A 24,554-nucleotide genomic window follows, 5' to 3' on the forward strand; every position below is an offset into this window, starting at 1 on the left:
GCGGCCACCGCCACCTGCGGCGGGTTCGCCAGGTCCTGGAAGCGCAGCAGCGCGGCGAGGGCGAGCGACGCGCCGACCAGCGGGGAGATGTCCACCGACGCGATCTTGCGACCCCACGCCCACAGTCCGTCGCCGATCGGGCGGCTGGCCGCGCCGTCGATCGCGACAGTGAGTTCCGGTTGGTCGAGGTGCACCAGCTGGCCCTGCCGGACAGCATCGGTGAAGTCGCCGCAGGCCGCGCCGAACTGGGGGACGGTCGGGATCCACAGGTGGCCCCGGTGCCAGTCCTCCTTGCGTTCCTTCATGCGAGGGATGCCCGCACGGTCCATCGGCAGGACCATCGTCGCCGCGGGCGACTTCTCGTCGAGCACCCAGGCGACCGGCTTCAGCTTGGTGTGCCACCGCTCGATGCTCTCCCGCAGCCAGCCGGTGCCCTCGCCGTACTCCAGCACCACGATCCGCGGCAGACCGAGCGGATCGAAGCCAGCCCCCACGATCACTGCGTGGTCGCGTTTGGGAGTGATATCGATCGCGATCGCGACGACGCCGGTGCCGAGACTCTCCGGGTCAGCGAGCAGTCCCCACTCCTCCGGGGTGGGGACGTTCGGGTCTCGGTCGACCTCGCCGTCCTCGCGGGCGATGTTGAGATAGGCACGGTCGAAGTCGCTCAGATCGTCGGCCATCGACTCCAGCTCGCCGAAGATCGCGTCATCGGTGACCGTGTGCCGCCAATCCTTCGAGCAGCGGCACACGCCGCGCACCGGGGCCGGGCACAACGCCGGCATGCAGGTCCGCCACACGGCCGGATCGGTGCGGTCCATGCCCGGCAGCGCGCACCAATCGAGGTAGGCGATCTTGCTCTGCCGACCCTGCTCGACGGCAGCGCGCCCACGAGCGCGCATCTGGTTGAACGGCACGCTCCGGCTGGTCCCCGCCGTCGACAGCCGCCACTTCTGCGCGTTCGCCCGGGTGATCATCGCCGGGCCGGTGGCCTGGTCCAACCGGTAGTCGACCTGGGCGAAGTACTCGTCGAGCAACGCCAGATCGAGGATCCTGCCGTGGCCGGCCTGCTCCTTGTTGGTGGTCAGCGTGTGGATCGACCTGGTGCGCGTCCAAAGGATCGCCTCACGGCCGTTGGCCTTGCGGACGCGGTACCTGCCCTGGAACGCCTTGGCTGCCTCCAGGATCGGCAGGTGCTCGTCCTCCCACTTCTCGCGGGCTGCGGTGCCGGTCTGCGCGCCGTAGAGGATTCGCTGCCGCTGCCACGCATTGGCCCGGTGCACTGCCACCGACAGGACCGTGGTGGTCTTGCCCGACTGGCGGGGCACCGTCAGGTCCACACCCCGGTACGCCAGCAGCCCGGTGTCGAGGTCAATCTCCAGGCCGATGTCCGCGGTGTAGCGCTGCCACGGCATGTACGGCGAGCCGAGCGCCTTCGAGACCTTCGCCGCTTTCCCGCCGAGGGTCGGCCGGTCGAAGTTGCGTCGGGTCCCCCACCTCGGCAGGCACGTCAGCCCGTAGACCTCCCGGACGCGCTCCGCGTACTCCGGATCAATCGGGGGAGCCAAGGTCGTCAAGGTCGTCCTCGTCGTCCGGGTCCGGCACGGCGCGGCGGCCGGTCAGGATCTGCTCCACCGTCGAGCGCAGCTCCCGCGTCAACCGCGGCAGTTCCTTGACGCCGTCACCGTGGAGTGCGTCGATCTCGGCAGCCACGCGGATCGCCGTCCGAGTGAGGGTCTCCTCCAGCGTGCCCAGCTCGCCGAGCTTGCCCACGTCGGCCCGGACGGTGGACTCCAGTTGGCCGGCCTCACCGCCGCAGCTCGGGCAGACCGGCGCGTCGACCTGGCCGCCGCCGACGAGCACCGCCGCCTGGTCGCCGAGCAGCTCCAGCGGCGTGACCTCCAGTGCACCGGCCAGCGCCAGCAACTCCTCCAGCGTCAGCCCTCGGCGTCCCCTCTCCAAGAAACCAACGACGTTCGCCGTGAACGACTCGGGCGCCCCGTACTCCCGTGCCCGCTCCGCGAGTTCGTTACGACCGAGGCCAGCCCGGTCGCGCAGATCCCGGATCCGATCGCGTATCACGGCACTGATCGCCGCCCCGATCACCCGGGTCTGATCTTGCGTCGCCTTGACCATTTCCGCAGCTCACACCCCTTCGGGGAGAGAAAAAGGGGGCTGGCACTTCTGGGGTCTCCCGCGCATCGCCCACGGACTTCACCCCCGGGGTCACCACTCGCGGATCATCCGCGGTCGCCTCGCCGGCCGGTCGCCACGCACCTGGTTACACCGCTGACCGCAAGTCGGGCAAGGACACGACGTGCCGTGCGCTGGCTTGTGCCAGCGACGATCGTCGGGGTCCAGTCCCCGCCTCAGCAGCACCTTGCGCGGCGGATCGTGGTCCAGCTCGTAGGCACCCTCATGGCCACACAGCCAGCACCTGGTGCTCTTGCTACTCAGGTCCCGCTTGGCCGCCCTGTGCCGCCTGCCCTTACGCCCCGCCGACCGGGCGACCACCTTGCCGCCTCCCACCCAGACGTGGCACAACGCCCTGGCTGCCTGGCGCTGTAGACGCCGCAGCCCCCGCCGGAGCGAGGGCTGCGTCCCGGAGCCGATCCCGGGTGGCTGGCAGGTTAGACCGTGGCACCGGACAGACTCCTGGCGCTGCGCCCATGGTGATATGCCGGTGATGATCTTGTCAAACGTCTGTCCGGACCACACCACCTCGCGATCCTGACCAGGTCCGCTCCTCGGCGGCGAGCAGCTGCTCGCCGACGTAGCCGTAGATCCCGGATCGTCGCACCGGTGGGTCGACATGGGGGAAGCTCTCAGGGTTCGACTGGCAGCGTGGGCAGTCCTGCGGGCTGGCACCGGCGACGTGGCCAGCACGGCGGGACCGCAGCACCCACTGGTTGATGAGCTTCCGGTCGACGCGTAGCTGCGCCACGGCGTACGCGGTGGTCCACCACTGCACGCCATCGACCACGACCACGCCGCTCACGCCGCACCGGTCCGCCGGTCGGACCAGCCGCCGTGTCCGGTGGTGGTGCTGCGGACGGTGGGCCGGGGCCGGCCCTGCTCGTCGAGGCGGCGGGCGATCGCCACGGCGGTGGCCAGCCCGCCCGGTCCCTCCATCTCGCCCCGTGTCCACACGTGGGGCAGGCCGGGCCGTCGGTCGCGTCGGAGGCAGCCGCAGCCGGCCCCGGCGCACAGGCAGGTCCGGCGGACGCACTCCACCGTCCAGCGGCGTTTGTCGTGGCCGTCGTGGCGCAGTTGCAGGGATCGGTGGCGGCAGGCCGGGCAGCGGTGCTCGATCGGCCGCACCGGTTCGGCCACCACGCCGGCCGCCGCCCGGGCGACCTCGTCCGCCCACGCGATGTGCTCGGCGATCCTGCCCACCAGGTACGCGTCCCGGTTGTCGCGCAGGTCGTCGAGCACGCCGGCCCGCCACGCGTCGCCGGCGGCGTCGACCACCCAGCGCCGGCCGGGCCCGCCGGCGGTCAACCAGTCCAGCACGTCGACGGGCCGGCCGCCGCCGACGTACGACGAGTCGCGGTACTCGGCGACGAGGCGGGCCAGCCGGGTCAGGATCCGGGTGACGACGGTGAGGGCGTCGACGACGTCGAGCCGCGCGGCCGCCGCCGACGGTGCCAGCGCGCCCATGCCGTGCCGCAGGTTCCACTCCCGGTACGTCCGGGCGGCGTGCCCGCGCGCTTCGAGGATCTCGGCCTGGTCCTCGTCGACGGGCCGGCCGGGCCGGCGCTCCCGGCCGGGTGCCATCAGCAGCCACAGCCAGGCGCACGACTCCCGAAGTCGCTCGACAGCGTCGCGCAGGTCGACGACCCGGGGCGGCGGGGACATGGTGGTCATCGGTCCTCCGGTGCGGGCTGTGCGGGCGGGGCGGGGTGTGCGGGGACTGCGCCGGGGGGCCAGATGTACGGGTCGGGTTGGGTGGGGGCTGGTCGGGAGCGCCGGTGGTAGATGTCGGGGTGCTGGGGGCTGCGGGCTGGCTGGTGTGACCAGGGGGTGGGTGGTGGGGGTTTCACCTCGGGTTTCCCGCCCCGACCCAGCCCGGACCCTTCGGGGTGGTGATTGGTCGTCGTGGTGGTGGCGGTGTTGTCGGGGTTCAGGCGCACTGGTGGTGTCGGATCGGCGTTTCGATCGCGTTCGTGGTCGGTGATGGGTTCATCGGTCCGTTCGGTGATCGGTTTTTGTTCGTGATCGTGATTGGTCGTCGTCTCGTCGGTGATCGGTGCGTGATCTCCGTCGGCGGGCAGGTCGTGGAGCACCTGATCGCGGGCACGCATCCGGGCGGCCTGCTCGGGGGTGGGGATGGGCAGCAGCACCATGTCGGCCTCGTGGGGCAGCCGGTGGCCCTTGTGCTCGTTGCAGCGCTTGCAGCTCAAGACGAAGTTCTCGGCGTTGGCGCCGGCGGGCTGGTCGGGGTCGACGTGGTCGTAGTGGATCCGCTTGCGGGGGTCCTTGGCCCGGCCGGACTTCGGCGACAGCGGCCCGCTGCCGCAGTACCGGCAGCAGCCGCCGTCGCGGGTGTAGACGAGGGCCTTGAGGCGGGCGTCGCGCAGGTCGGCCTTCTGCGCCCGGTTGCGGTTGTACTCCCGCCGGGACGGGTTCCGCTTGGAGAAGCCGTGGATCCGGTAGGCGTACCCGGTGATCCAGCCGTCGCCGAGGCACTCGCACTCGTCGCCCTGGCGGTGCAGCAGCGGCGGCTGGTCGAGTACCCCGGTGGTCAGCAGACCGAGGATCTTCTTCCGTCCCCGGCACTGCTGCAACGCCATGCCCTCGGTCAGGTAGCCGTCGGACAGCACTGACGACGCCACCGATTTCAGGCGGCACAGCGCTGACTGCAACGCGTCGACGAGGTCCGCGACCCCGCCGGCGAGCACCTCCCACACCGGCTCGGTGTGGAAGGTGTCGCTCTCAAGCCAGTACGGCACGACCCACCGCCCCAAAGATCAACATCGATGGTTCTCCTGATACGGCAAAGCGCGGCCACCTGCCAAGGTGGCCGCGCCGAAGGTTGAGCAGGACGATCAGAGCGGCGGGAAGCGCCGTCACTGGGGTGGTTCGGGAGGGTCCTCCGTCACGGGAGCACCCCCAGCGCCTCCGTGACCACGACCGCCACGGCGGCCACCGCGACGAGCAGAGCGAGGAAACCGGCCAGAGCGGACCAGAGCCGGCCGGTGACCATCCGCGCGTAGGCCAGCAGCAGCGCGCCCGCCACGGCCAGGCCGATGACCAGGCGCAGGATCTCGGGCCGCATCAGCTGGCACCGCCCGCCGGCCGGCCCTCGCTCGGCACGGCGGCGGAGGACGTCAGGTCGAGCCGTTCGGCGATCGCCGCGACGGTTGGGCAGACGCCCCGGCACAGCGGCTCCTCGCATCCCGTACACCACGGGCACGAGCAGTGGCAGTGACGCCGGACCGGCGGACCACCGTCCTCGGGTTCACTGTCGATGAATCCGCCACCGTCGCAGCCGCCGCAGTCGGGGTCCGGCGCGTTGGTCTTGGAATGGTACGGCTGGTGAATGTCGAGGACGCGCAGCACGACACCGCGCAGCAGCTGGTCGGTGCCTGGCCGCTCCAGACGCTGCCGGATGGCGTGCACGGCCTGGTCGTGGGTGGCGATCAACACGATCTCGCCCATCAGGTCAGCGCCCCGGGTGCGTCCGCCGCGGTAGCGGTCATGATCTTGTCGTAGAGGGCCAGCGCGAAGCAGGCGTCACCCATGGCGGTGTTGCTGGTCATGTCTCCTCGATCGGGTGGATGGGGTCCGACGTCGGCGGCGTCGGGAGCGGGAGGGGTCGGGCGCAGGCGGCGCACTGCCGGCGCTCGACGACGTAGACCACGCCGGTCATCAGGCCGGTCACCGTCATTCGGCAGATGTGCGGATACGGTGCGGCGACCGGCACCGGCCGGCCCAGCACGACGCTCGCGCCGAGCCACCGGCCGGCCGGCGCGATCACGGCGCCCTCTGCGTACGCATCCGGCGGCGCATGCCCTGGTTGGTGCCCGCCCACAGGCCGTGCAGCTTGTCGACCGGCTGGCTCAGCGCCCAGTCGAGGCACGGCCCGTAGACCGCGCAGCCCTGGCAGTACAGCACCCGGACGGCCGCCGCCGCGGCCACGGACTCCGGCTCGGGGAAGAAGTCGCCCGGATCGGCGTCGACACACGCCGGACGGACGGTCCGGTCGCGCAGGAAGCCGGGCACCACTTCGGCGATGACCGTGATGATTCCGCCGGTCACGCCTCACCTGCCGTGGCGGCCGCGGCCATGCGGCGCAGGATCAGCAGCGTCCGGTCGGCGGTCACCGGGTCGATCGCGGTCCGGACAGCCAGGTTGTCCGGGTCGACCTCGCCACGCCACCAGGTGACCCGCTCCCGCAGCGCGTACGGCACCACCCGGGGCCGGGTGCGCCAGTCGGGGTAGTACCGGCACAGCAGCGGCGTCAGCTCCTCAGCCCGCCACGTCACCGCACGGGCGGTCAGCAGGGACCGGATCCGCTCGTCGACGGTGGCCGGGTCGACCGCGTCGGCGGGCACCGCCCGCACCCGTGGACCGGCGAGGCGGATGGTCACCCGGAGCAGCTCGGTGCCGACGGCGTCGACGGCGTCGACGCGCAGCGCCACCGGGGCCAGGTTCCGCCGGCCCGACGGTGCCGGCGGGCGGAGCACCTCGGTGCAGCGGACCACCGACAGCCCGGCACCGGTCACCTCGGCGGCCCACCGGCCGGCCTCGGCCCGGGCCCCGGCAGCAGCGGCCACCGCAGCGCGCAGGCGCACCGCCCGGGCGCACGCCAGGCACAGGTGACGGGACGCGTCCGCCTCACCATCGGTCAGGTGATCCGCCCCGGCCACGTGGCCCAGCACCGGCACCGGCCGGTCCGGACGGGCACCGCACCCCTCACATACCCGGCCCGCCCCGGCTCGCGCCCGGGCCGCCTCCAGGTGCCAGATGCTCGCCGGCGACGGCGTCGCCTCGGCCAGGGAGTACAGCTCGACGACCTCCCGCCGTCCGCGCCAGTTCGGCGCGTCGACGTACGCGCGGACCGGGCCGCCCGGCAGCCGGGGCAGGTCCAGATCCGCCAGCTGCGTCCGGGAGTACAAGCCGCTCGGCACCCGCCGCCAGCCCTCGTGCACCGGCAGATCAGCCACGCGGCACCTCCACGATTTCGCCGTCGATCGCGTCGCCGGCCCGCAGGCCGGCGGCGACTCCGGCGGCGTACAGGCCGGACAGGTGCGCGGGCAGCAGGCCGAGCGCGCACAGGATGTCGAGGGCCTGGTCGACGCTGCCGGCGTAGAACTCCGTCGACGCCTGGCAGTAGTTCCCGCCGCCCTTGAGGAACCGGACGTGGATCTCACCGTCGTCATCGGCCCACCACTGAACGGTGGCCAGCGTCACCGGCTGCAACCCGCTCAGCGCCGCGGACGTCGACGAGTAGGGCACCTCGTACACCCGGGCCTCGGTCCGGCGGCCACCGCAGGCCGTGAGGTGGGCGAGGGCGGCCCGCAGTCGGCGCACCTGCTCGACGGTCAGCCCGGGGGCGGCGGGGGTTACCCCTGCCCCGTCGACGGGGGAAGCCGCCGACGGGGCAAGGGCTGGAGCGGCGTGGTCGGCCGCGAGCGCCACCGGCGAACCGGCGTCCACGGCGTCGGGGCCTTCCGCTCCATCCGCCGGGTCCGTGTCAGCCCCGGCGGCCGTGTGAGTGCCGGCCGCGACCGGCTGGACGAACTCCGGCGCCACCGCGGCGATGCGGCGGGCCGGGTCGGTGTCGGTGTCGTTGGCCGGGGCGGAGCCGCGAAGCTCCGCCCCGGCCGTGTCCGAGGCCCGGGGGTCGTGGGTCTCGGACGCACCCGCCGCGACGCGGGTGGTCCCCTCATCCGGCCAGCAGGTGCGACACCAGGTCGCCTGCCACCGGTCGGCGGCCTGCTGGGCGGTCAGCGTCAGCCCGGTGCGGGTAGCCCGCGAGCAGACCGTGAGCAGCACCGACCGCAGCGCGTGGGCGGCGATGCCCTTGCGGGCGGTCGCGATCCAGACCCGCTCGGCCGGTGCCGGCCCGCGCTCCTCGATGACCACCGGAGCCGGAGCCGGGGCCGGGGTCGAGGTTGGGGTTGGTCGGGTCGCGGGGCGCTGCCGGCCGTCGAGCGACCGGACGGTGGACGGCAGGTCGTCTGCCTCAGCTGAGACAGACGCGACCTCCCTGGCCGCCGTGGCCTTACTGATGTTCAGTGCGGCACCGATCGCCCGGGTGGACATGCCGACGTGCCGCAGCGTTGCCACCGCCTGGGTGCGGTGCACCTCCGGTACCCGGAGCCGGTCCGCCCCGTACTCACCGTCCAGGTAGTCCTGCCAGCTCGGGTAGCCGAGGACCTGCCAGTCGCCGCGCTCGAAGGCGAGCGCGAACTCGGCCACCGTCTCCAGGTAGTCGCGCAGCCCCTGGCGGATCCGTTCGGCGCGGGCCCGGGCAGCTTCCTCCGTGGACCGGTCGGTCAGGGCGACGACGTCCGGGCTCACCGGGGGGCCTGCCGCATCATCCGGGCGGTCCGCCGGCGGGCACCGGCCCGGGTCCACGCGTACCCCTGCCGCAGCCGGCCGCCCGTGACCATCACGGCCCAGTGCCAGCGCCGCCGCCACCACGGCCGGTCCTCGATCAGGCACGGCGGGAAGCCGTACAGCACCCGGGCGTCGGCGGGGGCCGGCTCCGGGCAGGCGGACCGGACCGGCTCGGCCGGGCCGGTCACCGCGCTGAACGGGGCGGCGGCCGGCGGCCGGCCGGCGCGGCGGGCCGTGATCCGGGGCAGTTGGCCGAGGCGCTCCGGACCGCCCGGCGCGTACTCCGGATAGGTCGCGTAGCCCGGCCGGCCGGCGGCGGCCCGGCGCAGCTGCTCGTCGGTGAGCAGACGCGGGGCGGTCTGGTCGGTCATCGTCCTACTCCTCATCAGGGTCGCGCTCGCCGAGGATCGCGGCGTCGCGCGCTTGGGCGGCGGCGGCGAGAGCGGGCGAGATACGGGATCGGCGCGGGTTCGGCGGGGGCGGGGTGTGGTTGAGGTCGCCGGCCTCGCCGACACGCAGGCAGGTGCGGCAGGTCTGCCGGAAGCGGTGGTCCACGCCGATGTCCGGGTCCGGGTCCCACCGCGAGCAGATCCGCCGGCCAGGCTTGTTGGTCACGGCGTGACCCCCTGGTCCTGGCCCTGGTCCTGGCCGTCGAGCAGGTCCGGGCCGGTCTGGGCGGGGCCGCCCCGCCCGGACATGCCGGGCAGGGCGACCGGCTTCGACTGGGCCCGCAGCTCGGCCCGCTGCTTGCGCCAGCACCCGGCCCCGATCCGGCGGGCCCGGGACAGGGGCGTGTGCACCGGCCGGTCACACAGCCGGCACAGCACCGGCGGCTTGGTGCTCGTCACGGTCGACCGGCCCGGGCGTGCAGGGCCGCCGTCGACTCGGCGGACCGCTGGGCGACGTACGCGGCGAGCAGCAGGTTGACCGGCGGCCCCGGCCGGGTGGGCCGGGCCGGCGGCGGGGCGGGCCGGGGCGCGACCCCGACCACCCGCACCACCCGGTCGTGCCGGTCGGCACCCAGCAGCACCGTGATCCACGCCAGCACCACCGCGCACGCCACCGCGAGCACCACCACGGCGGTCAGCCCCGGGTGCGCGAGCAGCATGTCCACGACGGCCGTGATCACCGCAGCTCCCTGCGGTCCAGGTGTCGCCAGCGGCGCCAGCGGCTACGCGGCGGCCTGGTGTAGAAGTCCACCCACAGCTCGTCGACGGCGTCTGGCGGGGCCTCGGCCTGGCCGGAGTCGGTCAGACGCCACACCGCGATGGCCAGCGCCAGCACCGCGAGGCCGAGCAGCAGGGTGATTACGTCTTGCACCGTCAGGTCACGCATCGGCGATCACCGGCCGCGCCTGCCCGTACACCGTCCCGGCCGCGAAGTTGTCGACCGGCGCGTGCTCGACGACCAACTCCAGCGGCCCGTACGTCTCCACCGCCGCCGCCGGCGTGTGATAGGCCCCGCCGTCCGCGGCGATCAGCATCTCCACCCCGACGTCGTCGGGCTGCTCACGCCACAGGACCCCGAAGAGCAGGACACCGCCGGCGGTGCGCCACACCTGCCCGGCGTGCACCTGCGGCACGTACGGGTGCACCTCCACCAACGGCCGGTAGTGGCCGTCGACGAGCGGCAGGTGGATCACCTCGCCCGGGTGACCCGGCATGGTGAACTGGAGCCGCAGATCGCCGTGCGCGACGACCACCGCCTCCGGAATCACCAGCCGAAGCACCGTGCCCGGCGGCGTCAACCCCTGCCCGCTCATCGCCCGGCCTCCGGGATCGTCAGGTAGTCGCTGCCCCGGCCCCGGTCGTGCAGCGGCACCGACGCCGAGTGCAGACCCCGGTACCGGGCCACCCGGGCCCGCCGCTGCCCCACCGCCACCGCCACCACCACCGCACCGAGCCAGCCGAGGACCAGCACCGCGACACCCGCCAGCGCACCCGTGCCCGGCGACCCGGGCAGCGCCACCACCACCCCGACGACCACCACGACACCCCCCAGCGCGGCCGCCAACCCGCCAGCCGGAGACCACCGCCGGCCGGCCGCCGGCGGCAGAGACCGGGACGGACGCACGGGAGGCTCGGCGGCCAGCGGGGGCCGGCCGACCAACGCCGGATCGACCGCCCGCGGAAACTCCGACTCCCCGGCCCGAGGCAACGTCGACTCGACGACCGGCACCGCCGCAGCCGCGGCCGCGGCGAACACCGGCGCGGGCCGGGCCCGGACCGGCCCGACCGGCACCACAGGACGCACCGGCCCGCCCACACGGGCCGCAGCAGAACGCGCGGCCGCCGCCTCCCGGCGGGCACGGAACGCCGCGAGCCGCTCCGCCCGCCGCTGCCGCTGCACCCGGGCACGGCGGGCCTCCCACCAACGCTCACACCACACCGCGCCCGCCACCAGCACCACCGCCAGCAGCAGACCCCCCACCTCCGGGCCCGCAGCCCGCAGCCCCGCGATCACCGTGGCCATCACACCGACACCTCGGCCAGGGCCTCGCCCGTCGACAGGTCCACCGGTGCCGGCCGCGGGCCGGCCGGGACCGGGCACCCGTCCGGCGGCACCACCACCGCCGACATCACCAGCGACAGCCCCCGCCACTGCGTCCACGCCGTGAACACCCTCACCCGGCGACCGTTCTCGGCGATCGTGTCCATGACCTGCGCGTCCCGAAGGACGTCGAAGCGCTCCGCCCATGCCTCGGCCTCCGCGATCGCGTCACACCGCACGATCACCACCCGATCGGCGGCCCCCTCGTCCATGAACCGGATCAGCGCCGGGGCCGGCAGCGCCGGCTGGTCAACGGCGTAGCAGAGCCGCGACAACTCCCGCAGCACGTTCGCGCGGGCGATCCGCCGGCCCGCCGGCTGCCCCTCCACCGGGGCCGGCGCGGGACCGGCCTGGCGGCGGGACAGCGCCCGGGGGTGCACACCGGTGAAGTCCATCCCGCTGCCGCAGGGCCGGGAGGACACATCCTGGTCGAGCGGGAAGAGGCGGAGACCCGCCTCAGAGGCGGCGATCCGCGCGGCGTCGCGGTGCACCTGGCAAACGTTGATCGCGCCCGCCAGGGCGTAGGCACCGCCACCCGTAGGACGCTGGATCTCGTAGCGGACGGCAGCGTCGCCACCGCAGCCCGGCAGGACCGGCAACCCAGCCGGCGTGCCGGGCGTCGCCGGCTGCTGCGCCGCCTCCGACGGGGGCTGCTGTACGTTGGTCATCTCGACCGTCCTTCCTCTGCATGGGGACATGTTTACGCCTCCGCCGCGAGGGTTGTCAACACGCTCAGCGGTACATCCACACAGTTCGTTGGAATGTCACACGGCTACGCTTGCCCTTATACCGGTAAGCGAGTCATCATCTCCGTATGAGCGAGAGCAACGCGCGCACTGGGATGCGCCTCCGGCACCTGGCCGCCGAAGAGATCCGGGTACTGCTCGCCCGCCGCCGCATGAGCGCAGCCGAACTGGCGAGGCAGACCGGAATCCGCCAGCAGGCGCTCAGTCGCCGCATGACCGGGGAGACCGCATTCGACCTCGACGACCTGGAGCGCATCGCCGACGTCCTGGGCGTCACCGTCGCCGACCTCTTGCCGACAGCTCAGACCACCAATACCCTTCGGAATCGCGGGTCAGCCAAAAAGACGAGGTCAGCGCCCGTATCCCCCCATCGGACGACGCGCACCGCCACTCGGCCCCCCGCGCGCCCCGCCCGGGCCACCCCACGCGCAGATACCCGCCGACCGGCCATGATCCCCCGGCCCCTCCCCGCCTGACCGGCCGATCACGCACAGGACCCGCCCGATGCCACAGTCCCGTATGGCCACTCCTCTGGACATGATCGACGCCCACCTCGCCTGGATGAGGGCCGGCGCGTTCGCCCCCGACACCACCGTCCGGCACGCCGACAAACTCCTCCATCGGCTCCACCGCGAACTCCCCGAGGGACTCCACGGCTCCACAGGCGACGAGATCGCCGCCTGGCTCGCCGCCGGCCAGGCGAACCGCCGATGGTCCGAACAGACCGTCAGCACCTACTACAAGCACATCGTGAGGTTCTACCGGTGGGCCGCCTCCGGCCACGACCCGTGGCTCAGCTTCGATCCCTCCGTCGAGCTGCGGCGGCCCGTCGCCCACAACGGCCTTCCCCGGCCGGCCGGGCACGACTTCGTCCGCACCGCGATCTTCGACCTGCCAGAGCCGTGGCGGCTCTGCTGCCGGTTCGTCGCCCTCGCCGGGCTGCGCCCTCATGAGGTCGCGAAGGTCCGCCGAGAGGACGTCACCCGAGAGGTCATCACGATCAAGGGGAAGGGCGGCCGGACGCGGGCGATCCCCACTCACCCGCTGATCTGGCAGACCGTCTGGTCCCGGCCGTCCGGCCCCCTGTTTCAGCGGCCGGACGGCCGGCCAGCCACCGCCGAGTACATCAGCAAGGGTGGCGCTTACCAGCTGCGCCGCGCCGGCCTCGGCGGCACCCTGTACCCGTTGCGGCACTGGTTCGGGACCATGATTCAGGAGCGGTACCGGGACCTGCGGGTCACACAAGAACTGATGGGCCACGCCTCCCCCATCACCACCGGCGGCTACACGCAGGTGACGTCGGAGCGGATGAGGGAGGCGGTGGCCATGTTGCCGTTCAGCGACGACGCAAGAACTGGGGCCGGGGCCGCGGTCGGACCACATCCTTGGTCGTCGGCTCCAGGCGTCGACGCTCGTCCGCCACTGCCTCGATCCGAGGCGTCCGGTCGCGCGGGAGCTGGTCGCGGTCAGCGACGACGACTACATCGGCGCGTCCGTCCGTGATCAGGATCGTGACGACGTCTGCCCACCGACCTCCGGTCGACTCAGAGATGACGGCGACGATCTCGTAGCCCATCCGGGTGCAGTAGTCGCCGCAGCGGCCAGCATGCCTTTCCCACTCTGCGTCAGCGGCGGTCCAGATGACGGCACGGAGGCCGGTACCCGGTGGGCTGTTGGTGCGGTCGGTTCTGCTGCTTCCCCACGTGGCGTTCATACGGATGGATTCTCACCGATGACACGTCCAGTTAGCTAGCGATTACAGGCCGCATCTTGCAAATGATGAAACGTGAGAGCCCGCTGGTTAACGAAATGTTAAGCAGCGGGCCCCTCCGTGGGCCGATAGACCACCCGACACCGGTCCGCCGGATACAGGTCCTGCAACCCGTCCGGGTGAGTCACCACCACCAGAGGCACCCCCTCCGGCACTCGATACAACCGCCGCTCGTCGGGCGACGGATTCCTGGCCCCAACCCACACACCCGGCCCCACGTACACAACCTCCGGCTCCGCCGGCACTCGCACCACCGCACCTCGACCCCGGACGACTTCCACAAGGCCCTCGTCGCGCAGCAGCCGCACCGCCGCCCTCGCGGTCATCGGTGCCACGCCGTATGTCTGCGACAGGTTCCGCTCCGACGGCAGGCGGTCACCGGGCTTGAGCTGGCCGGACACGATCCGGGCACGCAGGATCTCGGCGACCTCTTGGTAGCCGACCGGCTCCTGTCCGGGGTAGATCACCGCCGCAGGGTAGGAGTGAATTTGAGACCGCCAAGACAACTAGCTGACTAGCTCAGAAGGGAACGACCATCGCCTTGGGCGCATCAGCCAGCGTACGGTGAGGGGTACGCGTTGTACCCGCCCCGGAGGTGACCCAATGGCCGACCAGTCCCTCACCCCAGGCCAGCGCGTCGAACGGCTACGTCGTGCCGCCGGCCTCTCCCGCGAGCGTCTCGCCGGCCTCGCTGGGCTGTCCCCGACCACGGTGAAATTCATCGAGAACGGCCGCCGCTCGCTCACGCTACGGGCCGCGCAGCAGATCGCCCCGCACCTTGGCGTGCACGACCTGGGCGACCTCTACGGGCCCACCGTCGCGCTCTCGCTCGACGGGCGGCCCAGCCACCCCGCAGTCGACGACGTCCGCCGCGCCCTCACCGCCTGGCACATCACCGTCGACGGCCAGCCGGACAGCACCGACTACCTGCGCGGTGCGGTCGATGCCGCCTGGCAGACCTGGCACACCAGCCGGCATCAGCGGACCGAGGCCGGTCTCGTGCTGCCGGGTCTCCTCGACGCCACCCAGCGGGCGGCCCGGCTGCACACCGGCGACGAGCGGCGGGCCGCCCTCGCCCAACTCGCCCAGGCGTACCACCTCGCCCAGGCGTACCTGGCCTGGCACGGCGACCGGGAGCTGTGCTGGCTCACCGTCGACCGGGGCATGAGCGCCGCCCTGGACGCCGACAACCCGCTCGCCATCGCCCAGGCCATCTGGTACGCCGCGCACGTCCTACGCGCGGTCGGCCGTAGTGACGAGGCACTGGCCCGCCTCGGTGAGGCTCGGGTGCTGATCGAACCCCGGGTCGCCGACGGCGGCACCGAGTACGCCGAGATGCTGGCGGATCTGCACCTGTGCATGGCACTGACCCGGGCACGGAGCGGCGACCAAGGCGCGTGGGCGGACTGGGACACGGCCCGGCAGGTCGTCGAGCGGGCACTGCCGACCGGGTACGTCGGCCTGCGGACCCGAGTGTCCCGCCCCCTCGTCGACGTGTACGCGGTGATGTGCGCGGTCGACCTGGGCGACCCAGACGAGGCGCAGCGCCGAGCACACGCCCTGGACCCGGCGTCGATTCCGTCCACGGAGCGACGCGGTCGGCACCTGGTCGAGCTCGCCCGATCCGCCGACCTGGAAGGCGCGCGAGAGGCGACTCTGCACCTGCTGACCCGGGCCGAGGCGACGTCGCCGGAGACTGTGCGGTACTCGCCGGCTGCGCAGGACATGGCGGGCCGACTGGCGCGCGAGGCACCGGCGGCGGTTCGCGCTGAGGCAATCGACCTGGCCCAGCGGATCAGCGCACCGCAGCAGTAGAGGTACGTCACGTCACCGGGTACGCCGCGTACCCCCCACCGCTCCGGCGACTGCTTAGCGTGATCGCACGGTGGCGGCAGGGAGTCGCGCGGCGTACGACGACGCTGTTCGCCCTGCCACCCCCGCTCATGCGAGGGAGGCGACCCCGTGCACCTGATCACCCGGGCGTGGAACCGGCTCATCGGCGGCAGCCCCGCCTATCCCCCCGTACCACCTGGCACCGGCCGCGCCATCCAGGCACAAGAGCAGGCCGCCGCACGGGACCGGCTGCTCGCGGCCGCCCGCCGTCCCGACATCGTCGAGTACCGCTACCCCCGGCCGGCCCGATGAGCACCCCGGCCGGGGAAGGCTCACGCATCCGCTTGGAGCCGCACGAGTGGCAGTCCAGCCCCGGCGTCCTCGGACAGAACCAGATCATCATCGACGTCGTCCACGTCTACGGATCGTGGAACGCGGGGATGGTGTGGGTGTACGCCCACCTCGTCGAGTGCAGCACGCCTTCCGCCGACTGCACCGGCCCCTGGTGCCAGGAACTGCTGGTCGACGCCGACCGTCTTCTCGACGCCGCAGCCCGGTGACCGGCGTCCCCATCTCCACTTACGGTCCGGCCCCATCGGGCGGCCGGCAGTACCCGAGAGGATCGACATGCCCCAGCTCGACTTCAAGCGGCCCAACCGCTGCGGCGACAGCGGCCCGACCTGCGTTGAGGTGGCCATCGACGTCTCCGGCCGCCGGATCATCCGCAACTCGGCTCGGCCGGAGACGCAGGTCATCTTCGACGAGGCCGAGTGGGTCGCGTTCCTGGACTCGATCCGGGCCGGACAGACCTACTGACGACCACTGCATGGGTTCGGGGGCGGTGGTGACTACCAGCTACAACGAGATCAGCCCGGCGGCCGTGGTGACGATCGCCGGGCTGATCGAACGGCAGCACCGTCCCGCTCCTGCGGCGACCTCGTGGGCGCCGGGGACGTGCCGCCAGTGCACCCCCGCCGGCTGCCCACAGATGGACTGGGCCGCAGGGGTGCTGGCGCAGTACTGGGCGGCAGGGCGCATCCAGCAGTGACCGGGAACATGTCGGTGGTGCAGGTCCGCGCCCGGATGCTCCTCGACGCGAAGGTCATCATCACCGACCATTGGCCAACCAGCGGCACCCGGGACATCTGCCCGGTGTGCCGATGCCCATGGATGTGCCAACCGACCCGGGACGCATACGCGTACCTGCAGGCCGTAGGCCGAAGCAGGTGGATCCCGCCCCACGACCGGAGGTGACTCGGTGCGCTGGAGCAGAGCCCCGCCGCCCCGCCGATAGACTGACCCAGCCCCGTGAGCTGCCACAATCCGCGCTGATCAGGAGAGTGCCCGTGCAGGTAACCCAGGCCCTGGACATCATGGAAGCCCTCTACCGGGCCGCCGAGCACCCGGACATCACCTCGATCCGGCGGTACGGCCAGGACACCGAGCCAGGCGGCCAGTCGCCGCCCGGAGTGCGACTGTGGCACCAGACCGGGTCCAGCTCCATGCTGTGGGCAGCAGCGCCCTCCCGGGACGCCCAGCCCGTGCCGCTTGGCGAGATGCCGCCCCCGCGGCTGCGCTTCTGGCGGCTGCTCGTGTTCACCCACCAACTCCTCGACGCAGCCCGGCCCGAGCCGTTCGAGCGCTGGGAACTGTGCGCCATCCCAGGTGTCGGATGGACCGAGAACGGCCAGCCGACGCCGTCCGCGCTGCGGATCACCTGCCGCGACCGGACGGTGCTCTACCTACGGGCCACGTCGGCATCCGGAGACCGACGCGAGCCAGAAACCGACCCGTACCCGGACTACCAAATCCCCCAAGGAGTCCGCCAATGGCACCTCAAAGCAGTTGCTCCGTCTGCGGGGCCCGCGTAGGGCCACCCCCGGGCGCATCCTGCCCGCCACACCAGGCCGAAGGGAGCCGGGGCACCTGCCCCGGCTCCGGCCAACCGACAGTGTGATGATCATCTGATCGCCCCGAAGCTGCCCTCGACCGACCAGGTCGGGGGCAGCTTCATGCCATCCGGTCCACCAGGATCAGGAAAGGGCATTCCCGGACGGGTTGGCAGCCGCCCGCGAAGGTCGACCCGGGCCGCGGCCAACTCCGGCCCTCTTGCCGTGAGCCGTGACCCGTCGACGCACCTCGGACACGCTCACCCCGGCCCGGGTGGCCACTTCAGCCTCGGGCAGCTCGGTGCGAGCTTCGGCGATCGCGGCGTCCTGCAGGGCCGCCACCGCCGCCTTGACCTCCGGGGCGAGGTCGCGCAGCGCCTGGTAGCGCTCCAGTGGTGGCAGGTGGGGGGCGGCAGTGAGGCGGGCGGCGAGGTCGGTCAGGTCCATGCCCAAAATTCTACACCACTATGTTGCGCAGAATTCTAGTGCAGTGTAGAATTTAGGCATGAGCAGGAACGAGCAGGGGGCCAAGATGACGAACAGCACCACCTACACCTGGACCCCCGGCAAGCGGTTCTGCGACGCCGAGGTCCACCGCACCGAGGCCACCTGCGCCGCCTGCGAGAACCTCGGCTCCTGCGCCGACTGCGGCCAGCACGTCAGCGGCCCCGCTCACCGGAGCTGCGACCAGAACGGCGAGGTGATCCACGCGGCCTGCTCGCCGACCCGCGCCGCCCGCGACTGGGTCGACTACTACTGACCGGCCGCGCCGGCCCCGCCGCCTGACGGGGTCGGCTGGGCGTGGTGGGGAAATTCCACACCACTATGTTGCATGAAATTCTAGGGTGGTGTAGAATTTAGGTACAGGCAGGAACGAGCAGGGAGACCAAGATGATCCAGGCCATCGCCACCACCGCCCGCCAGATCGCCGACATGGAGACCGACCTCGCCGCCCGCCGGCTGGCCGGCCGCCCCACCCGGCTGGTCGAGATCCGGATCGCCACCACCCGCCAGGCCCTCGCCCACCTGATCGAGGTCGCCCACGAGGGGGACCTCCCCGCCGCCGAGATCGAGGCCGCCGCCCAGGGCTGGGACGCCGAGCCCGAGCCGGCCACCGTGGACGACCTGGTCGTCGCAACCGTCGGCCGGCTGGCCGCCGGGGCGGGCGACTGGGTGCACATGGTCCGGCTGCGCACCGCGCTCCCGCAGGTCCCCCGTGCAGGCCTCGACGACGTGCTCCGCCGACTTGAGCGTGCCAGCCGGGTCGTCATCGCCCCCGAGTCCGCCCAGTGGTGCGCCACCGCCGACGAACTGGCCGCGGCGATCCGGATCGGCGGCCAGGACAAGCACCTGGTCTGTGTGGAGTGATCCAGTGGGGGCCGGCCACCCCGGCCGGCCCCCGCCGGTGCGCCGGACCCCACCGCCCGGAATGCGCTTTCCCTGACCTGCCTGACACGACGATGCGGCCCCGCCCTCCCACCAGGGAGAGCGGGGCCGCATCGTCGTGGGCGAAGCCCCGCAGAACGCCAGTAGCTGCGGGGCTTCAGCCCAAAGCTACGCCTCGGGCTGAGCCTTCGCCGGCCGGCCCGGGGTCCGCGACCGGCGCTCGGCGTACTCCTCGATCTCGTCACGCCGGTAGATGCGGCCACCAGCGATCGTCACGGCCGGCTGCGGGAAGTCCGGCCGCTGCTCCAGCTGCCGAACCCGGGCCGTGGAGACCCCAAGCACATCGGCGACCTCGGCCGAACCGAGCAGGTCCCAGCCCCGCGCCCGCGCCGCCAACGTCTCGACGACCATCCGGTCGGGACCGAACAGCACACCCTCGCTGACGAGCTTCGCCACGCCGGGCAGCTTGGACGCCCACTCCCTGGCCTCCTGGAGGGCGTCGTCGTACTCCACCGCGTCCAGGCGGTGGCTGAGGCTCAGCACCCTGCTCTTGCTGTTGTAGTTCGCGATGAACGCACCCTCGGCGGCCTCGTTGAGGTGCTCCATGTCGTTCAGGTCGCCGACGAACTCCAGTCCGACGTACCAACCACTCACGGTGTTTCCCCTTCTGCTCGGGGAGGCGAGATGAGGTTTCGGAGTGGCCGGGGCCGGCTGGTTGCCGACCCCGGCACCTCGCTAGTCCTTGAAGGACCAGTCGAGGCCGGCGCTGATCAGCACCCGCAGGACCTCCAGCACGTCACCGGCGTCCTTGGGGGCCACGAGCCAGTTGTCGTTGCCCTTGCGGAAGTGCCACATGCTGCTGCGGGTCTGCTTGACGAGGAAGCCCTGGCGTTCGGCTTCCTCGGCAATCAGCTGCATCGCCTCTCCGATTTCCATCTCTCACCTCCCTTCGGTGTGCCTAAAGCATAGCACAAACCCTTTCGCATCCGAAAGGGTTTGTGCGGCAGCGAGAGACGCCCGAACACGACGCAGCGCCCCCGCCGGCCGAAGCCGAGCGGGGGCGAACACCTTGCGACGCGAGCGGGGCTGGGGCGCGTGCGGAGACCGCTCAGGCGGCCGGGGCAGTCGCCAGCCACGGCACGTACTGACGCATCCAGGCGTCAACGGCCGGCAGCGCCAGCACCCGCGTTACCGCGCCGGCGACCGCCACGGCCTGGGCGACCGCCGGCACCGTGTCGACGCCGGCGGTGAGCGCCACCTCCGGCAGCAGACTCAGCGCTCCCACCGCGCCGGCGACGACCGTGCGGGCGGTGGCCCGCCAGGGATGGCGGGTCTGGGTGGGCGCGGGATCGATGGGCTGCTGCTGCATGGACACCTCCAGGTACGACGAAGCCCGGACCACCCTGGCCCGGGCCGAGAATGCGCTTTCCTGCCCCAGTCGGGGTCAGACGGTCAGCCGGCCGGCGCGTGCGGGGCCGGCTGGAGCGACGCAAGCTGGATCTTCAGGTCAGCCACCTGGCCGGTGAGCGCGGTGATGGTCGCCTCCCTGCTGGCCAGTCGGATGCGCAGCTGATCCCGCTCGCCCTGGACGGCACGCAGCTCGGCGGACAGGTGCTGCTCGGTGCGCTCCAGCTGCGCCGTTCGCGACTCCAGGTCCACCACCCGCTGACGGAGCCGCTCCGCCTCGGCTGATGTCCTCGCCAGCGACGTCTGCGCGTCCTGGAGCGCGGCACGGACCCGCTCCAGCTCGGCTCTGAGGTCCGCGGTGATCTGCTGGTAGACGTCCTGCCCGATCCGGACCGCATCCGCACGCAGCTGGTCGACCTGCGCGTCGGCCAGCGCGGCCTGGGCACTGCGCATCCGACGGCCGAGCAGGTGCCCGACGACCGGGCCGACGACCGCCCCGCCAGCGATCGCGCCGCCGGCGCCGATCAGCGCGGTCAGGACGGTCGCGTCCATCAGCCCGCCGTGCCCGTGGGCAGCAGGTTACGCAGCTGGACGAGCACCTGCTCGGCGGTCAGCTCACCGTTCTCCTGCCGCCGGATCAGGTCGACGATCGCGTCCAGCCGCCCGAGCAGCTCAGCCAGCATCTGGGCGTCGCGCTGCCGCTCTTCGGCGGCAACGGCGTCGATCCGGGCCATGATGGCCTCGGCGTCGAGGCCCTGCACCGCGCCGAGCAGCGCGGCCTGCATGGTGACCAGCTGCGCCCCGAGGCTCTTCAGCGACGGGTGCGGCACCACGTACTTCGGATCCTTGTGGTCGACGCCCAGCGCCGCCCTGGTGTATGCCTGGCCGACCGGATTGCGGCCGTCGAGGACGGTCAGGTTCTTGTGGACGGTTTCCAGCCACTTGTGCTCTTCGGGGGTCATGTCGGGTACCTCCTTGTTGATGACGCCGATCTCGGTCAGGTAACGGCGCTTGACCGCGGCCATGTCGGCCCCGGCCTTGGTCGCGTCGCGGAAACAACTCTCGTGCGTGTGGCCGAGGTGGGAGTCGTCGCCGGTGCTGCGCTTGCCGAGCCGGTCCCACCGGCGCACGGTCCGCCCGTCCGGGCTGTAGATCACCTCGCGCAGGTGTCTGGTGTCGGCCGTGTTGGCCTTGCACTGGGCGACGAGCCACCGCGAGTAGTGCGGCAGGTCGAAGGTGCCCAGCGGGGTGCGCACCCGGAAGCGGCCGACGTCCAAGGCGGAGGCGTCGAGGGTCAGCCCTGCGCGGTCGCGGGGTGACTCGGTCACCGAGTAGTCCCGGATCGCCCCGTCGACGCGCCGGATCCGGTCCGACCCGGTGTGGTAGCCGCCGATGTGGCCGGTGTCGCCGACGATGCCGATCTCCCAGGCCGGGTCGCCGAGCGGGTCCAGGATCGTCACCCCGGGGCGGGGCTTGGCGTCCGGGCCGAGGTAGTCGAGCAGGACGCGGCGGGCGGCGAGTAGGCAAGCGGGCGCGCTGGTCATCGCTCCTCCATCGTGGATTCCAGGTGGCGTGATGTGAGTACGTTCAGGCAGCGTGCACATCAGGGAGCGCCAATGATTCGCCGTCTTGCGGCAGTTTCTGCCGGATTAGCTGTTGCCTTGTGGGCAGCGGTGTTCCTTGCCGGTGGGGATCCGCCCACCGCAGAGGCTGAGTGGGTTTCAGGGCACCGTTTCGCTTCGCCGGCAGTCGCCGTCGATCCTGGCCTCGACATCGACCAGGCGGAGGCCGCGAAGGTGATCGCGGATATCGTCAACGACCCGCGCGGCTGGCGAGTCGATTTGGACAGCTACAGGTTGCGGATCGTGTGGCCCGGCACCCGGGGAGCCGGCGGCCTGGGGGGCCTCATCGGTCGGGCGTGGCCGGATGAGCGTCTCGCTATCGTGACCGCCGACGCGTGGACGACGCTCGGACCGCGGTTTCGCGCGGTGGGCGGGACTCTCGCTGATCAGCGAGCGTGGGTTGTCCTGCACGAGCTGGGCCACCTGCTCGGCCACGCTCAGCACGAAGAGTGTCCGGGGGCTGGGCCCGCCCCCGTCATGCGAGCCGCAAATTACGGGATAGGCGATTGCACCCTCAATGTATGGCCAAATCCAAACTAGAACGGAAAGACGGCGATTTCCCGGGTATCGAATAGGACGTTTCCAGCGTTTCGCCGGTTGCGATACTTCAGGGTGAACGTCGTCGGGCCAGGTGTCAGGTTCTTGAAGAAGTGCATCATTCCCGCTTGGAATGATGCGCTGACCAGCGAGTTCCCTGTTGCCGGCGCGACCGGGTGTTCGAGGTAGTGACCGAGCGAGTAGTCACTGCTGGGGGGAATTACGTTGGCCCCGGACAGTTCGACGGAGATGCCGCCGGTGCTGAGGGCCTCCCACGTGCCGGTGATGCCCCATCCGGCGGACCAGAAGGCCAGTGCGCGGCCGGTGCTGCCGATGGTGACCGTGACCGAGGGTCCTACCGCCGCGCCGGTGAGATCGCCGAACGCGGAGGACGTGCGGGTGCCGCCGGCGGGGTCGCTGGCGGCAACGGGACCGAACGCCAGAGATGAGAGGGTGACCAGCTGGCCGGAGGGTGCGATCGCCGCCAGGCCGTACCCGCCATCGGGCAGGCGGCCGAGCTGGGCGACCGGGGCTCCGCCGCTGTCGAGTACCCGGACTGCGCCATCGCGGATGGTGATACCGCCCGAGCCGATCGCTGCGGCCTCCAGCGTCCGCGCCGCCGCGAGTTCGCGCACCTGGCGTTGCAGATCGCGGATCTGCCGCACCAGCCAGTCCTGGCCGGGCGGTGCCTGGTCGGAGATGACGGTCACGAGATCACGTCCTGTCCGGGGGTGAGGAGGATGGGAGCGACGGTGCCGGCGACTGGGTCGAGGTCCCATCCGATCGCGCGGGCTACGCCGGTGAGCCCGTCGAGGTGCCGGTGGCCGACCAGGTCGTAGCCGATGTCATCGCCGATGCCCCAATCGGTGCCAAGGATCGGGTACGCGTCGGCGCGGCTGGCGATGGTGAGGATTCGGGCACCGAAGGCCAGGATGCCCAGTGCGGCGGCGGCGTGCGCGTCGAGGGTCGCTTGCACGGTGATCGAGCTGCTCGGTGAGTATCGGTGTTCGTATCGGGGCCAGCCCGCGGCGAAGAGGCCGTCGGCGCGGGCTGGGATGGACTGGGGACGCGTCTCTCCCTCGCCGCTGCTGGTGGCCATGACGTGGTTGGCACCGGAGCCGGAGGAGTAGTCCTCGCGGTAGGTGTAGCGGGCTTCCGACGAGCCGACCGCGGACAAGACCGCGGACGCGGTGCCGGTGGTGAACACCGCGGTGGGCGTGGTCGACGGGTAGCCGATCCGGGATCGCACCCGCAGCGTCTTGGACACGGCCGTCTGGGTCGCGTCGGTCCAGCCCAGGGCGATGGTCCACTCCGGGCCGCCCTGGACGCCCATCAGCTCCCGCAGGGCGGAGTAGACCGTCTTGTCGTCGGTGTCGAGGTAGGTGCGATCGCGCAGCGTGCCGGTGGCGGGGGCGTCGACGGCCAGGCCGATGCCCTCGATGGAGGTCGCGTCGCCGGCGAGTCCTGCGGCGATCACCGAGGCTTCGTCCTGGCCGGTCCAGGTGTGGTCGCCGACGTACCGCCGGTCGAGGTAGCCCTCCAGCGTGACGCAGCCCAGGGACAGGGTGGCCTCGGTACCGCCCTCGCGGACCAGGACGATGCCCGCCCAGACCGGCCGCCCGGCCAGCACCGCGACGATCATCGACCGGCCCGGCTCGGTGGCCGCAACCCAGTCACGGGGAGCCGCGCCGTGCCCGCCCCGGGGAATCGGGAGGCGGAGGTTGGCAGAGGTGTAGGCGCCCAGCAGCGCCCCGATCGTCCCCGACGGGGCCAGGTCGGGGAGTTCCTCGACGATGCGGCCGGTCACCAGGTCGCAGCCCAGCCACGTCACCACGGTCACGTCAGGCCCCGACCCGGTAGACCGACAGGGTGCCCGACGCGATCGTGGTGGCGGTCGCGCAGAAAATCTCCGCCTTGACGATGGTGCTGGCGGCCATCCGCCGCTGCCCGGTCGACGCCCATCCGCTCTCGGACACACCACCGAACGACGCCCGGTACGCACGGCCGTCCATCACCATGTTCACGAAGGCTCGGCCCGACTGGCCGTTACTGACCAGGCCCTGCACGGTGGCCACGTAGAGACCCGCCGCCGGGACGGTGAACTCGAACCCGCTCGGCTTGGTGAACCCGCCGACGTTCTCGCTGGCGGCCTGCCAGGTGATCGCGGTGACCGTCGACGCCGAGATCGCCTGCGGGCTGGCTGTCGCTGTCGCCTCCAGGCTGATCGGGGCGATAGCCCGGACCT

39 protein-coding genes are annotated in these 24,554 nt (G+C 72.1%); 10 read left to right on the forward strand and 29 right to left on the reverse strand.

The window, feature by feature from the left end; translation table 11 throughout:
* The 19 genes from ACN261_RS31900 to ACN261_RS31990 form a co-directional block, all read right to left on the reverse strand.
* On the reverse strand, positions 1–1,568 hold a 1,568-nt coding region (locus ACN261_RS31900), incomplete at its 3' end, for a hypothetical protein (RefSeq protein ID WP_425853739.1).
* A complete protein-coding gene (locus ACN261_RS31905; RefSeq protein ID WP_425853716.1) occupies positions 1,552–2,136 on the reverse strand; it encodes a helix-turn-helix domain-containing protein in 585 nt (194 codons plus the stop codon). The genes ACN261_RS31905 and ACN261_RS31900, both read right to left, overlap by 17 nt.
* Positions 2,137–2,695: 559 nt before the next feature.
* Complete coding sequence (locus tag ACN261_RS31910; RefSeq protein WP_425853717.1) at positions 2,696–2,998, reverse strand: hypothetical protein; 303 nt, start codon at positions 2,996–2,998, stop codon at positions 2,696–2,698.
* Complete coding sequence (locus tag ACN261_RS31915) at positions 2,995–3,867, reverse strand: hypothetical protein (protein ID WP_425853718.1); 873 nt, start codon at positions 3,865–3,867, stop codon at positions 2,995–2,997. Before ACN261_RS31915 ends, ACN261_RS31910 begins: the two co-directional genes overlap by 4 nt.
* Complete coding sequence (locus ACN261_RS31920) at positions 3,864–4,952, reverse strand: HNH endonuclease (protein WP_425853719.1); 1,089 nt, start codon at positions 4,950–4,952, stop codon at positions 3,864–3,866. The genes ACN261_RS31915 and ACN261_RS31920 overlap by 4 nt, the downstream gene beginning before the upstream one ends.
* Before the next feature lie 146 nt (positions 4,953–5,098).
* On the reverse strand, positions 5,099–5,278 hold the full coding sequence (locus ACN261_RS31925; RefSeq protein ID WP_425853720.1) for a hypothetical protein: 180 nt from the start codon (positions 5,276–5,278) through the stop codon (positions 5,099–5,101).
* On the reverse strand, positions 5,278–5,661 hold the full coding sequence (locus ACN261_RS31930; RefSeq protein WP_425853721.1) for a hypothetical protein: 384 nt from the start codon (positions 5,659–5,661) through the stop codon (positions 5,278–5,280). Before ACN261_RS31930 ends, ACN261_RS31925 begins: the two co-directional genes overlap by 1 nt.
* Positions 5,662–5,758: 97 nt before the next feature.
* Positions 5,759–5,980, reverse strand: coding sequence for a hypothetical protein (locus ACN261_RS31935; RefSeq protein ID WP_425853722.1), 222 nt, complete (start codon positions 5,978–5,980; stop codon positions 5,759–5,761).
* Entirely contained in the window at positions 5,977–6,261 is a 285-nt protein-coding gene (locus ACN261_RS31940; protein ID WP_425853723.1) for a WhiB family transcriptional regulator, read from the reverse strand. Before ACN261_RS31940 ends, ACN261_RS31935 begins: the two co-directional genes overlap by 4 nt.
* Complete coding sequence (locus ACN261_RS31945) at positions 6,258–7,169, reverse strand: hypothetical protein (protein WP_425853724.1); 912 nt, start codon at positions 7,167–7,169, stop codon at positions 6,258–6,260. Before ACN261_RS31945 ends, ACN261_RS31940 begins: the two co-directional genes overlap by 4 nt.
* Positions 7,162–8,529, reverse strand: coding sequence for a hypothetical protein (locus tag ACN261_RS31950; RefSeq protein ID WP_425853725.1), 1,368 nt, complete (start codon positions 8,527–8,529; stop codon positions 7,162–7,164). Before ACN261_RS31950 ends, ACN261_RS31945 begins: the two co-directional genes overlap by 8 nt.
* The gene (locus tag ACN261_RS31955; protein WP_204958763.1) at positions 8,526–8,939 is read right to left on the reverse strand and encodes a hypothetical protein; all 414 of its coding nucleotides are present in this window, start codon (positions 8,937–8,939) and stop codon (positions 8,526–8,528) included. The genes ACN261_RS31950 and ACN261_RS31955 overlap by 4 nt, the downstream gene beginning before the upstream one ends.
* 4 nt (positions 8,940–8,943) lie before the next feature.
* The gene (locus ACN261_RS31960; protein ID WP_425853726.1) at positions 8,944–9,183 is read right to left on the reverse strand and encodes a hypothetical protein; all 240 of its coding nucleotides are present in this window, start codon (positions 9,181–9,183) and stop codon (positions 8,944–8,946) included.
* The gene (locus ACN261_RS31965; RefSeq protein ID WP_425853727.1) at positions 9,180–9,416 is read right to left on the reverse strand and encodes a DUF6011 domain-containing protein; all 237 of its coding nucleotides are present in this window, start codon (positions 9,414–9,416) and stop codon (positions 9,180–9,182) included. Before ACN261_RS31965 ends, ACN261_RS31960 begins: the two co-directional genes overlap by 4 nt.
* Positions 9,413–9,697, reverse strand: coding sequence for a hypothetical protein (locus tag ACN261_RS31970; RefSeq protein WP_425853728.1), 285 nt, complete (start codon positions 9,695–9,697; stop codon positions 9,413–9,415). The genes ACN261_RS31965 and ACN261_RS31970 overlap by 4 nt, the downstream gene beginning before the upstream one ends.
* Complete coding sequence (locus ACN261_RS31975; protein ID WP_425853729.1) at positions 9,694–9,903, reverse strand: hypothetical protein; 210 nt, start codon at positions 9,901–9,903, stop codon at positions 9,694–9,696. The genes ACN261_RS31970 and ACN261_RS31975 overlap by 4 nt, the downstream gene beginning before the upstream one ends.
* Positions 9,896–10,330, reverse strand: a complete 435-nt coding sequence (locus ACN261_RS31980) for a hypothetical protein (protein WP_425853730.1) — start codon at positions 10,328–10,330, stop codon at positions 9,896–9,898. Before ACN261_RS31980 ends, ACN261_RS31975 begins: the two co-directional genes overlap by 8 nt.
* A complete protein-coding gene (locus ACN261_RS31985) occupies positions 10,327–11,040 on the reverse strand; it encodes a hypothetical protein (protein WP_425853731.1) in 714 nt (237 codons plus the stop codon). Before ACN261_RS31985 ends, ACN261_RS31980 begins: the two co-directional genes overlap by 4 nt.
* Positions 11,040–11,786, reverse strand: coding sequence for a hypothetical protein (locus ACN261_RS31990; RefSeq protein WP_425853732.1), 747 nt, complete (start codon positions 11,784–11,786; stop codon positions 11,040–11,042). The genes ACN261_RS31985 and ACN261_RS31990 overlap by 1 nt, the downstream gene beginning before the upstream one ends.
* A 146-nt stretch (positions 11,787–11,932) precedes the next feature.
* Between ACN261_RS31990 and ACN261_RS31995 the strand changes: the two genes are divergently transcribed.
* Complete coding sequence (locus tag ACN261_RS31995; protein WP_425853740.1) at positions 11,933–12,340, forward strand: helix-turn-helix domain-containing protein; 408 nt, start codon at positions 11,933–11,935, stop codon at positions 12,338–12,340.
* 43 nt (positions 12,341–12,383) lie between these two features.
* On the forward strand, positions 12,384–13,367 hold the full coding sequence (locus ACN261_RS32000) for a tyrosine-type recombinase/integrase (protein ID WP_425853680.1): 984 nt from the start codon (positions 12,384–12,386) through the stop codon (positions 13,365–13,367).
* Positions 13,368–13,676: 309 nt separating this feature from the next.
* Here the strand turns inward: ACN261_RS32000 and ACN261_RS32005 are convergent, their stop codons facing one another.
* A complete protein-coding gene (locus tag ACN261_RS32005) occupies positions 13,677–14,102 on the reverse strand; it encodes a winged helix-turn-helix domain-containing protein (protein ID WP_425853681.1) in 426 nt (141 codons plus the stop codon).
* A 136-nt stretch (positions 14,103–14,238) separates the two neighbouring features.
* Between ACN261_RS32005 and ACN261_RS32010 the strand changes: the two genes are divergently transcribed.
* The 6 genes from ACN261_RS32010 (at position 14,239) to ACN261_RS32035 (ending at position 17,339) form a co-directional block, all read left to right on the forward strand.
* The gene (locus ACN261_RS32010; RefSeq protein WP_425853682.1) at positions 14,239–15,450 is read left to right on the forward strand and encodes a helix-turn-helix domain-containing protein; all 1,212 of its coding nucleotides are present in this window, start codon (positions 14,239–14,241) and stop codon (positions 15,448–15,450) included.
* Positions 15,451–15,597: 147 nt separating this feature from the next.
* Positions 15,598–15,780: a hypothetical protein gene (locus ACN261_RS32015; RefSeq protein WP_425853683.1), complete on the forward strand. Its 183-nt coding sequence runs from the start codon at positions 15,598–15,600 to the stop codon at positions 15,778–15,780.
* Between the two features lie 32 nt (positions 15,781–15,812).
* A complete protein-coding gene (locus tag ACN261_RS32020) occupies positions 15,813–16,028 on the forward strand; it encodes a hypothetical protein (RefSeq protein WP_425853684.1) in 216 nt (71 codons plus the stop codon).
* 67 nt (positions 16,029–16,095) lie between these two features.
* Positions 16,096–16,284, forward strand: coding sequence for a DUF397 domain-containing protein (locus ACN261_RS32025; RefSeq protein WP_425853685.1), 189 nt, complete (start codon positions 16,096–16,098; stop codon positions 16,282–16,284).
* A 28-nt stretch (positions 16,285–16,312) separates the two neighbouring features.
* Entirely contained in the window at positions 16,313–16,516 is a 204-nt protein-coding gene (locus tag ACN261_RS32030; RefSeq protein ID WP_425853686.1) for a hypothetical protein, read from the forward strand.
* Positions 16,517–16,814: 298 nt separating this feature from the next.
* Positions 16,815–17,339: a hypothetical protein gene (locus ACN261_RS32035; protein ID WP_425853687.1), complete on the forward strand. Its 525-nt coding sequence runs from the start codon at positions 16,815–16,817 to the stop codon at positions 17,337–17,339.
* 162 nt (positions 17,340–17,501) lie between these two features.
* Here the strand turns inward: ACN261_RS32035 and ACN261_RS32040 are convergent, their stop codons facing one another.
* Complete coding sequence (locus ACN261_RS32040; protein WP_425853688.1) at positions 17,502–17,804, reverse strand: hypothetical protein; 303 nt, start codon at positions 17,802–17,804, stop codon at positions 17,502–17,504.
* Positions 17,805–17,862: 58 nt separating this feature from the next.
* Between ACN261_RS32040 and ACN261_RS32045 the strand changes: the two genes are divergently transcribed.
* The gene (locus ACN261_RS32045) at positions 17,863–18,117 is read left to right on the forward strand and encodes a hypothetical protein (protein ID WP_425853689.1); all 255 of its coding nucleotides are present in this window, start codon (positions 17,863–17,865) and stop codon (positions 18,115–18,117) included.
* Positions 18,118–18,248: 131 nt separating this feature from the next.
* Positions 18,249–18,725 carry a hypothetical protein gene (locus ACN261_RS32050; RefSeq protein ID WP_425853690.1) on the forward strand — a complete coding sequence of 159 codons (477 nt, stop codon included), beginning with the start codon at positions 18,249–18,251 and terminating at the stop codon, positions 18,723–18,725.
* Positions 18,726–18,911: 186 nt separating this feature from the next.
* On the opposite strand, the gene ACN261_RS32055 is transcribed toward ACN261_RS32050, so the two are convergent.
* The 8 genes from ACN261_RS32055 to ACN261_RS32090 form a co-directional block, all read right to left on the reverse strand.
* Complete coding sequence (locus ACN261_RS32055) at positions 18,912–19,397, reverse strand: helix-turn-helix transcriptional regulator (RefSeq protein ID WP_425853691.1); 486 nt, start codon at positions 19,395–19,397, stop codon at positions 18,912–18,914.
* Positions 19,398–19,478: 81 nt separating this feature from the next.
* Complete coding sequence (locus tag ACN261_RS32060) at positions 19,479–19,679, reverse strand: hypothetical protein (RefSeq protein WP_363803220.1); 201 nt, start codon at positions 19,677–19,679, stop codon at positions 19,479–19,481.
* A gap of 172 nt (positions 19,680–19,851) precedes the next feature.
* Positions 19,852–20,112 carry a hypothetical protein gene (locus tag ACN261_RS32065; protein WP_425853692.1) on the reverse strand — a complete coding sequence of 87 codons (261 nt, stop codon included), beginning with the start codon at positions 20,110–20,112 and terminating at the stop codon, positions 19,852–19,854.
* Positions 20,113–20,195: 83 nt separating this feature from the next.
* Positions 20,196–20,702: a hypothetical protein gene (locus ACN261_RS32070; RefSeq protein ID WP_425853693.1), complete on the reverse strand. Its 507-nt coding sequence runs from the start codon at positions 20,700–20,702 to the stop codon at positions 20,196–20,198.
* On the reverse strand, positions 20,702–21,694 hold the full coding sequence (locus ACN261_RS32075) for a hypothetical protein (RefSeq protein ID WP_425853694.1): 993 nt from the start codon (positions 21,692–21,694) through the stop codon (positions 20,702–20,704). Before ACN261_RS32075 ends, ACN261_RS32070 begins: the two co-directional genes overlap by 1 nt.
* 614 nt (positions 21,695–22,308) lie before the next feature.
* Entirely contained in the window at positions 22,309–23,019 is a 711-nt protein-coding gene (locus ACN261_RS32080) for a hypothetical protein (protein ID WP_425853695.1), read from the reverse strand.
* Positions 23,016–24,149, reverse strand: coding sequence for a hypothetical protein (locus tag ACN261_RS32085; protein ID WP_425853696.1), 1,134 nt, complete (start codon positions 24,147–24,149; stop codon positions 23,016–23,018). Before ACN261_RS32085 ends, ACN261_RS32080 begins: the two co-directional genes overlap by 4 nt.
* Position 24,150: 1 nt before the next feature.
* Positions 24,151–24,554, reverse strand: a 404-nt coding sequence (locus tag ACN261_RS32090) for a hypothetical protein (protein ID WP_425853741.1), incomplete at its 5' end; no start/stop codon positions are given.

It is taken from the genome of Micromonospora sp. WMMD723 (assembly GCF_049863385.1).
Lineage (GTDB): Bacteria > Actinomycetota > Actinomycetes > Mycobacteriales > Micromonosporaceae > Micromonospora > Micromonospora wenchangensis.

Bases quoted from the DNA above. Each gene is read 5' to 3' on its own strand.
- ACN261_RS31905 (WP_425853716.1), bottom strand. From the start codon at position 2,136: ATGGTCAAGGCGACGCAAGATCAGACCCGGGTGATCGGGGCGGCGATC.
- ACN261_RS31915 (WP_425853718.1), bottom strand. From the start codon at position 3,867: ATGACCACCATGTCCCCGCCGCCCCGGGTCGTCGACCTGCGCGACGCT.
- ACN261_RS31925 (WP_425853720.1), bottom strand. From the start codon at position 5,278: ATGCGGCCCGAGATCCTGCGCCTGGTCATCGGCCTGGCCGTGGCGGGC.
- ACN261_RS31930 (WP_425853721.1), bottom strand. From the start codon at position 5,661: ATGGGCGAGATCGTGTTGATCGCCACCCACGACCAGGCCGTGCACGCC.
- ACN261_RS31955 (WP_204958763.1), bottom strand. From the start codon at position 8,939: ATGACCGACCAGACCGCCCCGCGTCTGCTCACCGACGAGCAGCTGCGC.
- ACN261_RS31975 (WP_425853729.1), bottom strand. From the start codon at position 9,903: ATGCGTGACCTGACGGTGCAAGACGTAATCACCCTGCTGCTCGGCCTC.
- ACN261_RS31980 (WP_425853730.1), bottom strand. From the start codon at position 10,330: ATGAGCGGGCAGGGGTTGACGCCGCCGGGCACGGTGCTTCGGCTGGTG.
- ACN261_RS31985 (WP_425853731.1), bottom strand. From the start codon at position 11,040: ATGGCCACGGTGATCGCGGGGCTGCGGGCTGCGGGCCCGGAGGTGGGG.
- ACN261_RS31990 (WP_425853732.1), bottom strand. From the start codon at position 11,786: ATGACCAACGTACAGCAGCCCCCGTCGGAGGCGGCGCAGCAGCCGGCG.
- ACN261_RS31995 (WP_425853740.1), top strand. From the start codon at position 11,933: ATGAGCGAGAGCAACGCGCGCACTGGGATGCGCCTCCGGCACCTGGCC.
- ACN261_RS32000 (WP_425853680.1), top strand. From the start codon at position 12,384: ATGGCCACTCCTCTGGACATGATCGACGCCCACCTCGCCTGGATGAGG.
- ACN261_RS32010 (WP_425853682.1), top strand. From the start codon at position 14,239: ATGGCCGACCAGTCCCTCACCCCAGGCCAGCGCGTCGAACGGCTACGT.
- ACN261_RS32025 (WP_425853685.1), top strand. From the start codon at position 16,096: ATGCCCCAGCTCGACTTCAAGCGGCCCAACCGCTGCGGCGACAGCGGC.
- ACN261_RS32040 (WP_425853688.1), bottom strand. From the start codon at position 17,804: ATGGACCTGACCGACCTCGCCGCCCGCCTCACTGCCGCCCCCCACCTG.
- ACN261_RS32045 (WP_425853689.1), top strand. From the start codon at position 17,863: ATGAGCAGGAACGAGCAGGGGGCCAAGATGACGAACAGCACCACCTAC.
- ACN261_RS32050 (WP_425853690.1), top strand. From the start codon at position 18,249: ATGATCCAGGCCATCGCCACCACCGCCCGCCAGATCGCCGACATGGAG.
- ACN261_RS32060 (WP_363803220.1), bottom strand. From the start codon at position 19,679: ATGGAAATCGGAGAGGCGATGCAGCTGATTGCCGAGGAAGCCGAACGC.
- ACN261_RS32065 (WP_425853692.1), bottom strand. From the start codon at position 20,112: ATGCAGCAGCAGCCCATCGATCCCGCGCCCACCCAGACCCGCCATCCC.
- ACN261_RS32070 (WP_425853693.1), bottom strand. From the start codon at position 20,702: ATGGACGCGACCGTCCTGACCGCGCTGATCGGCGCCGGCGGCGCGATC.
- ACN261_RS32075 (WP_425853694.1), bottom strand. From the start codon at position 21,694: ATGACCAGCGCGCCCGCTTGCCTACTCGCCGCCCGCCGCGTCCTGCTC.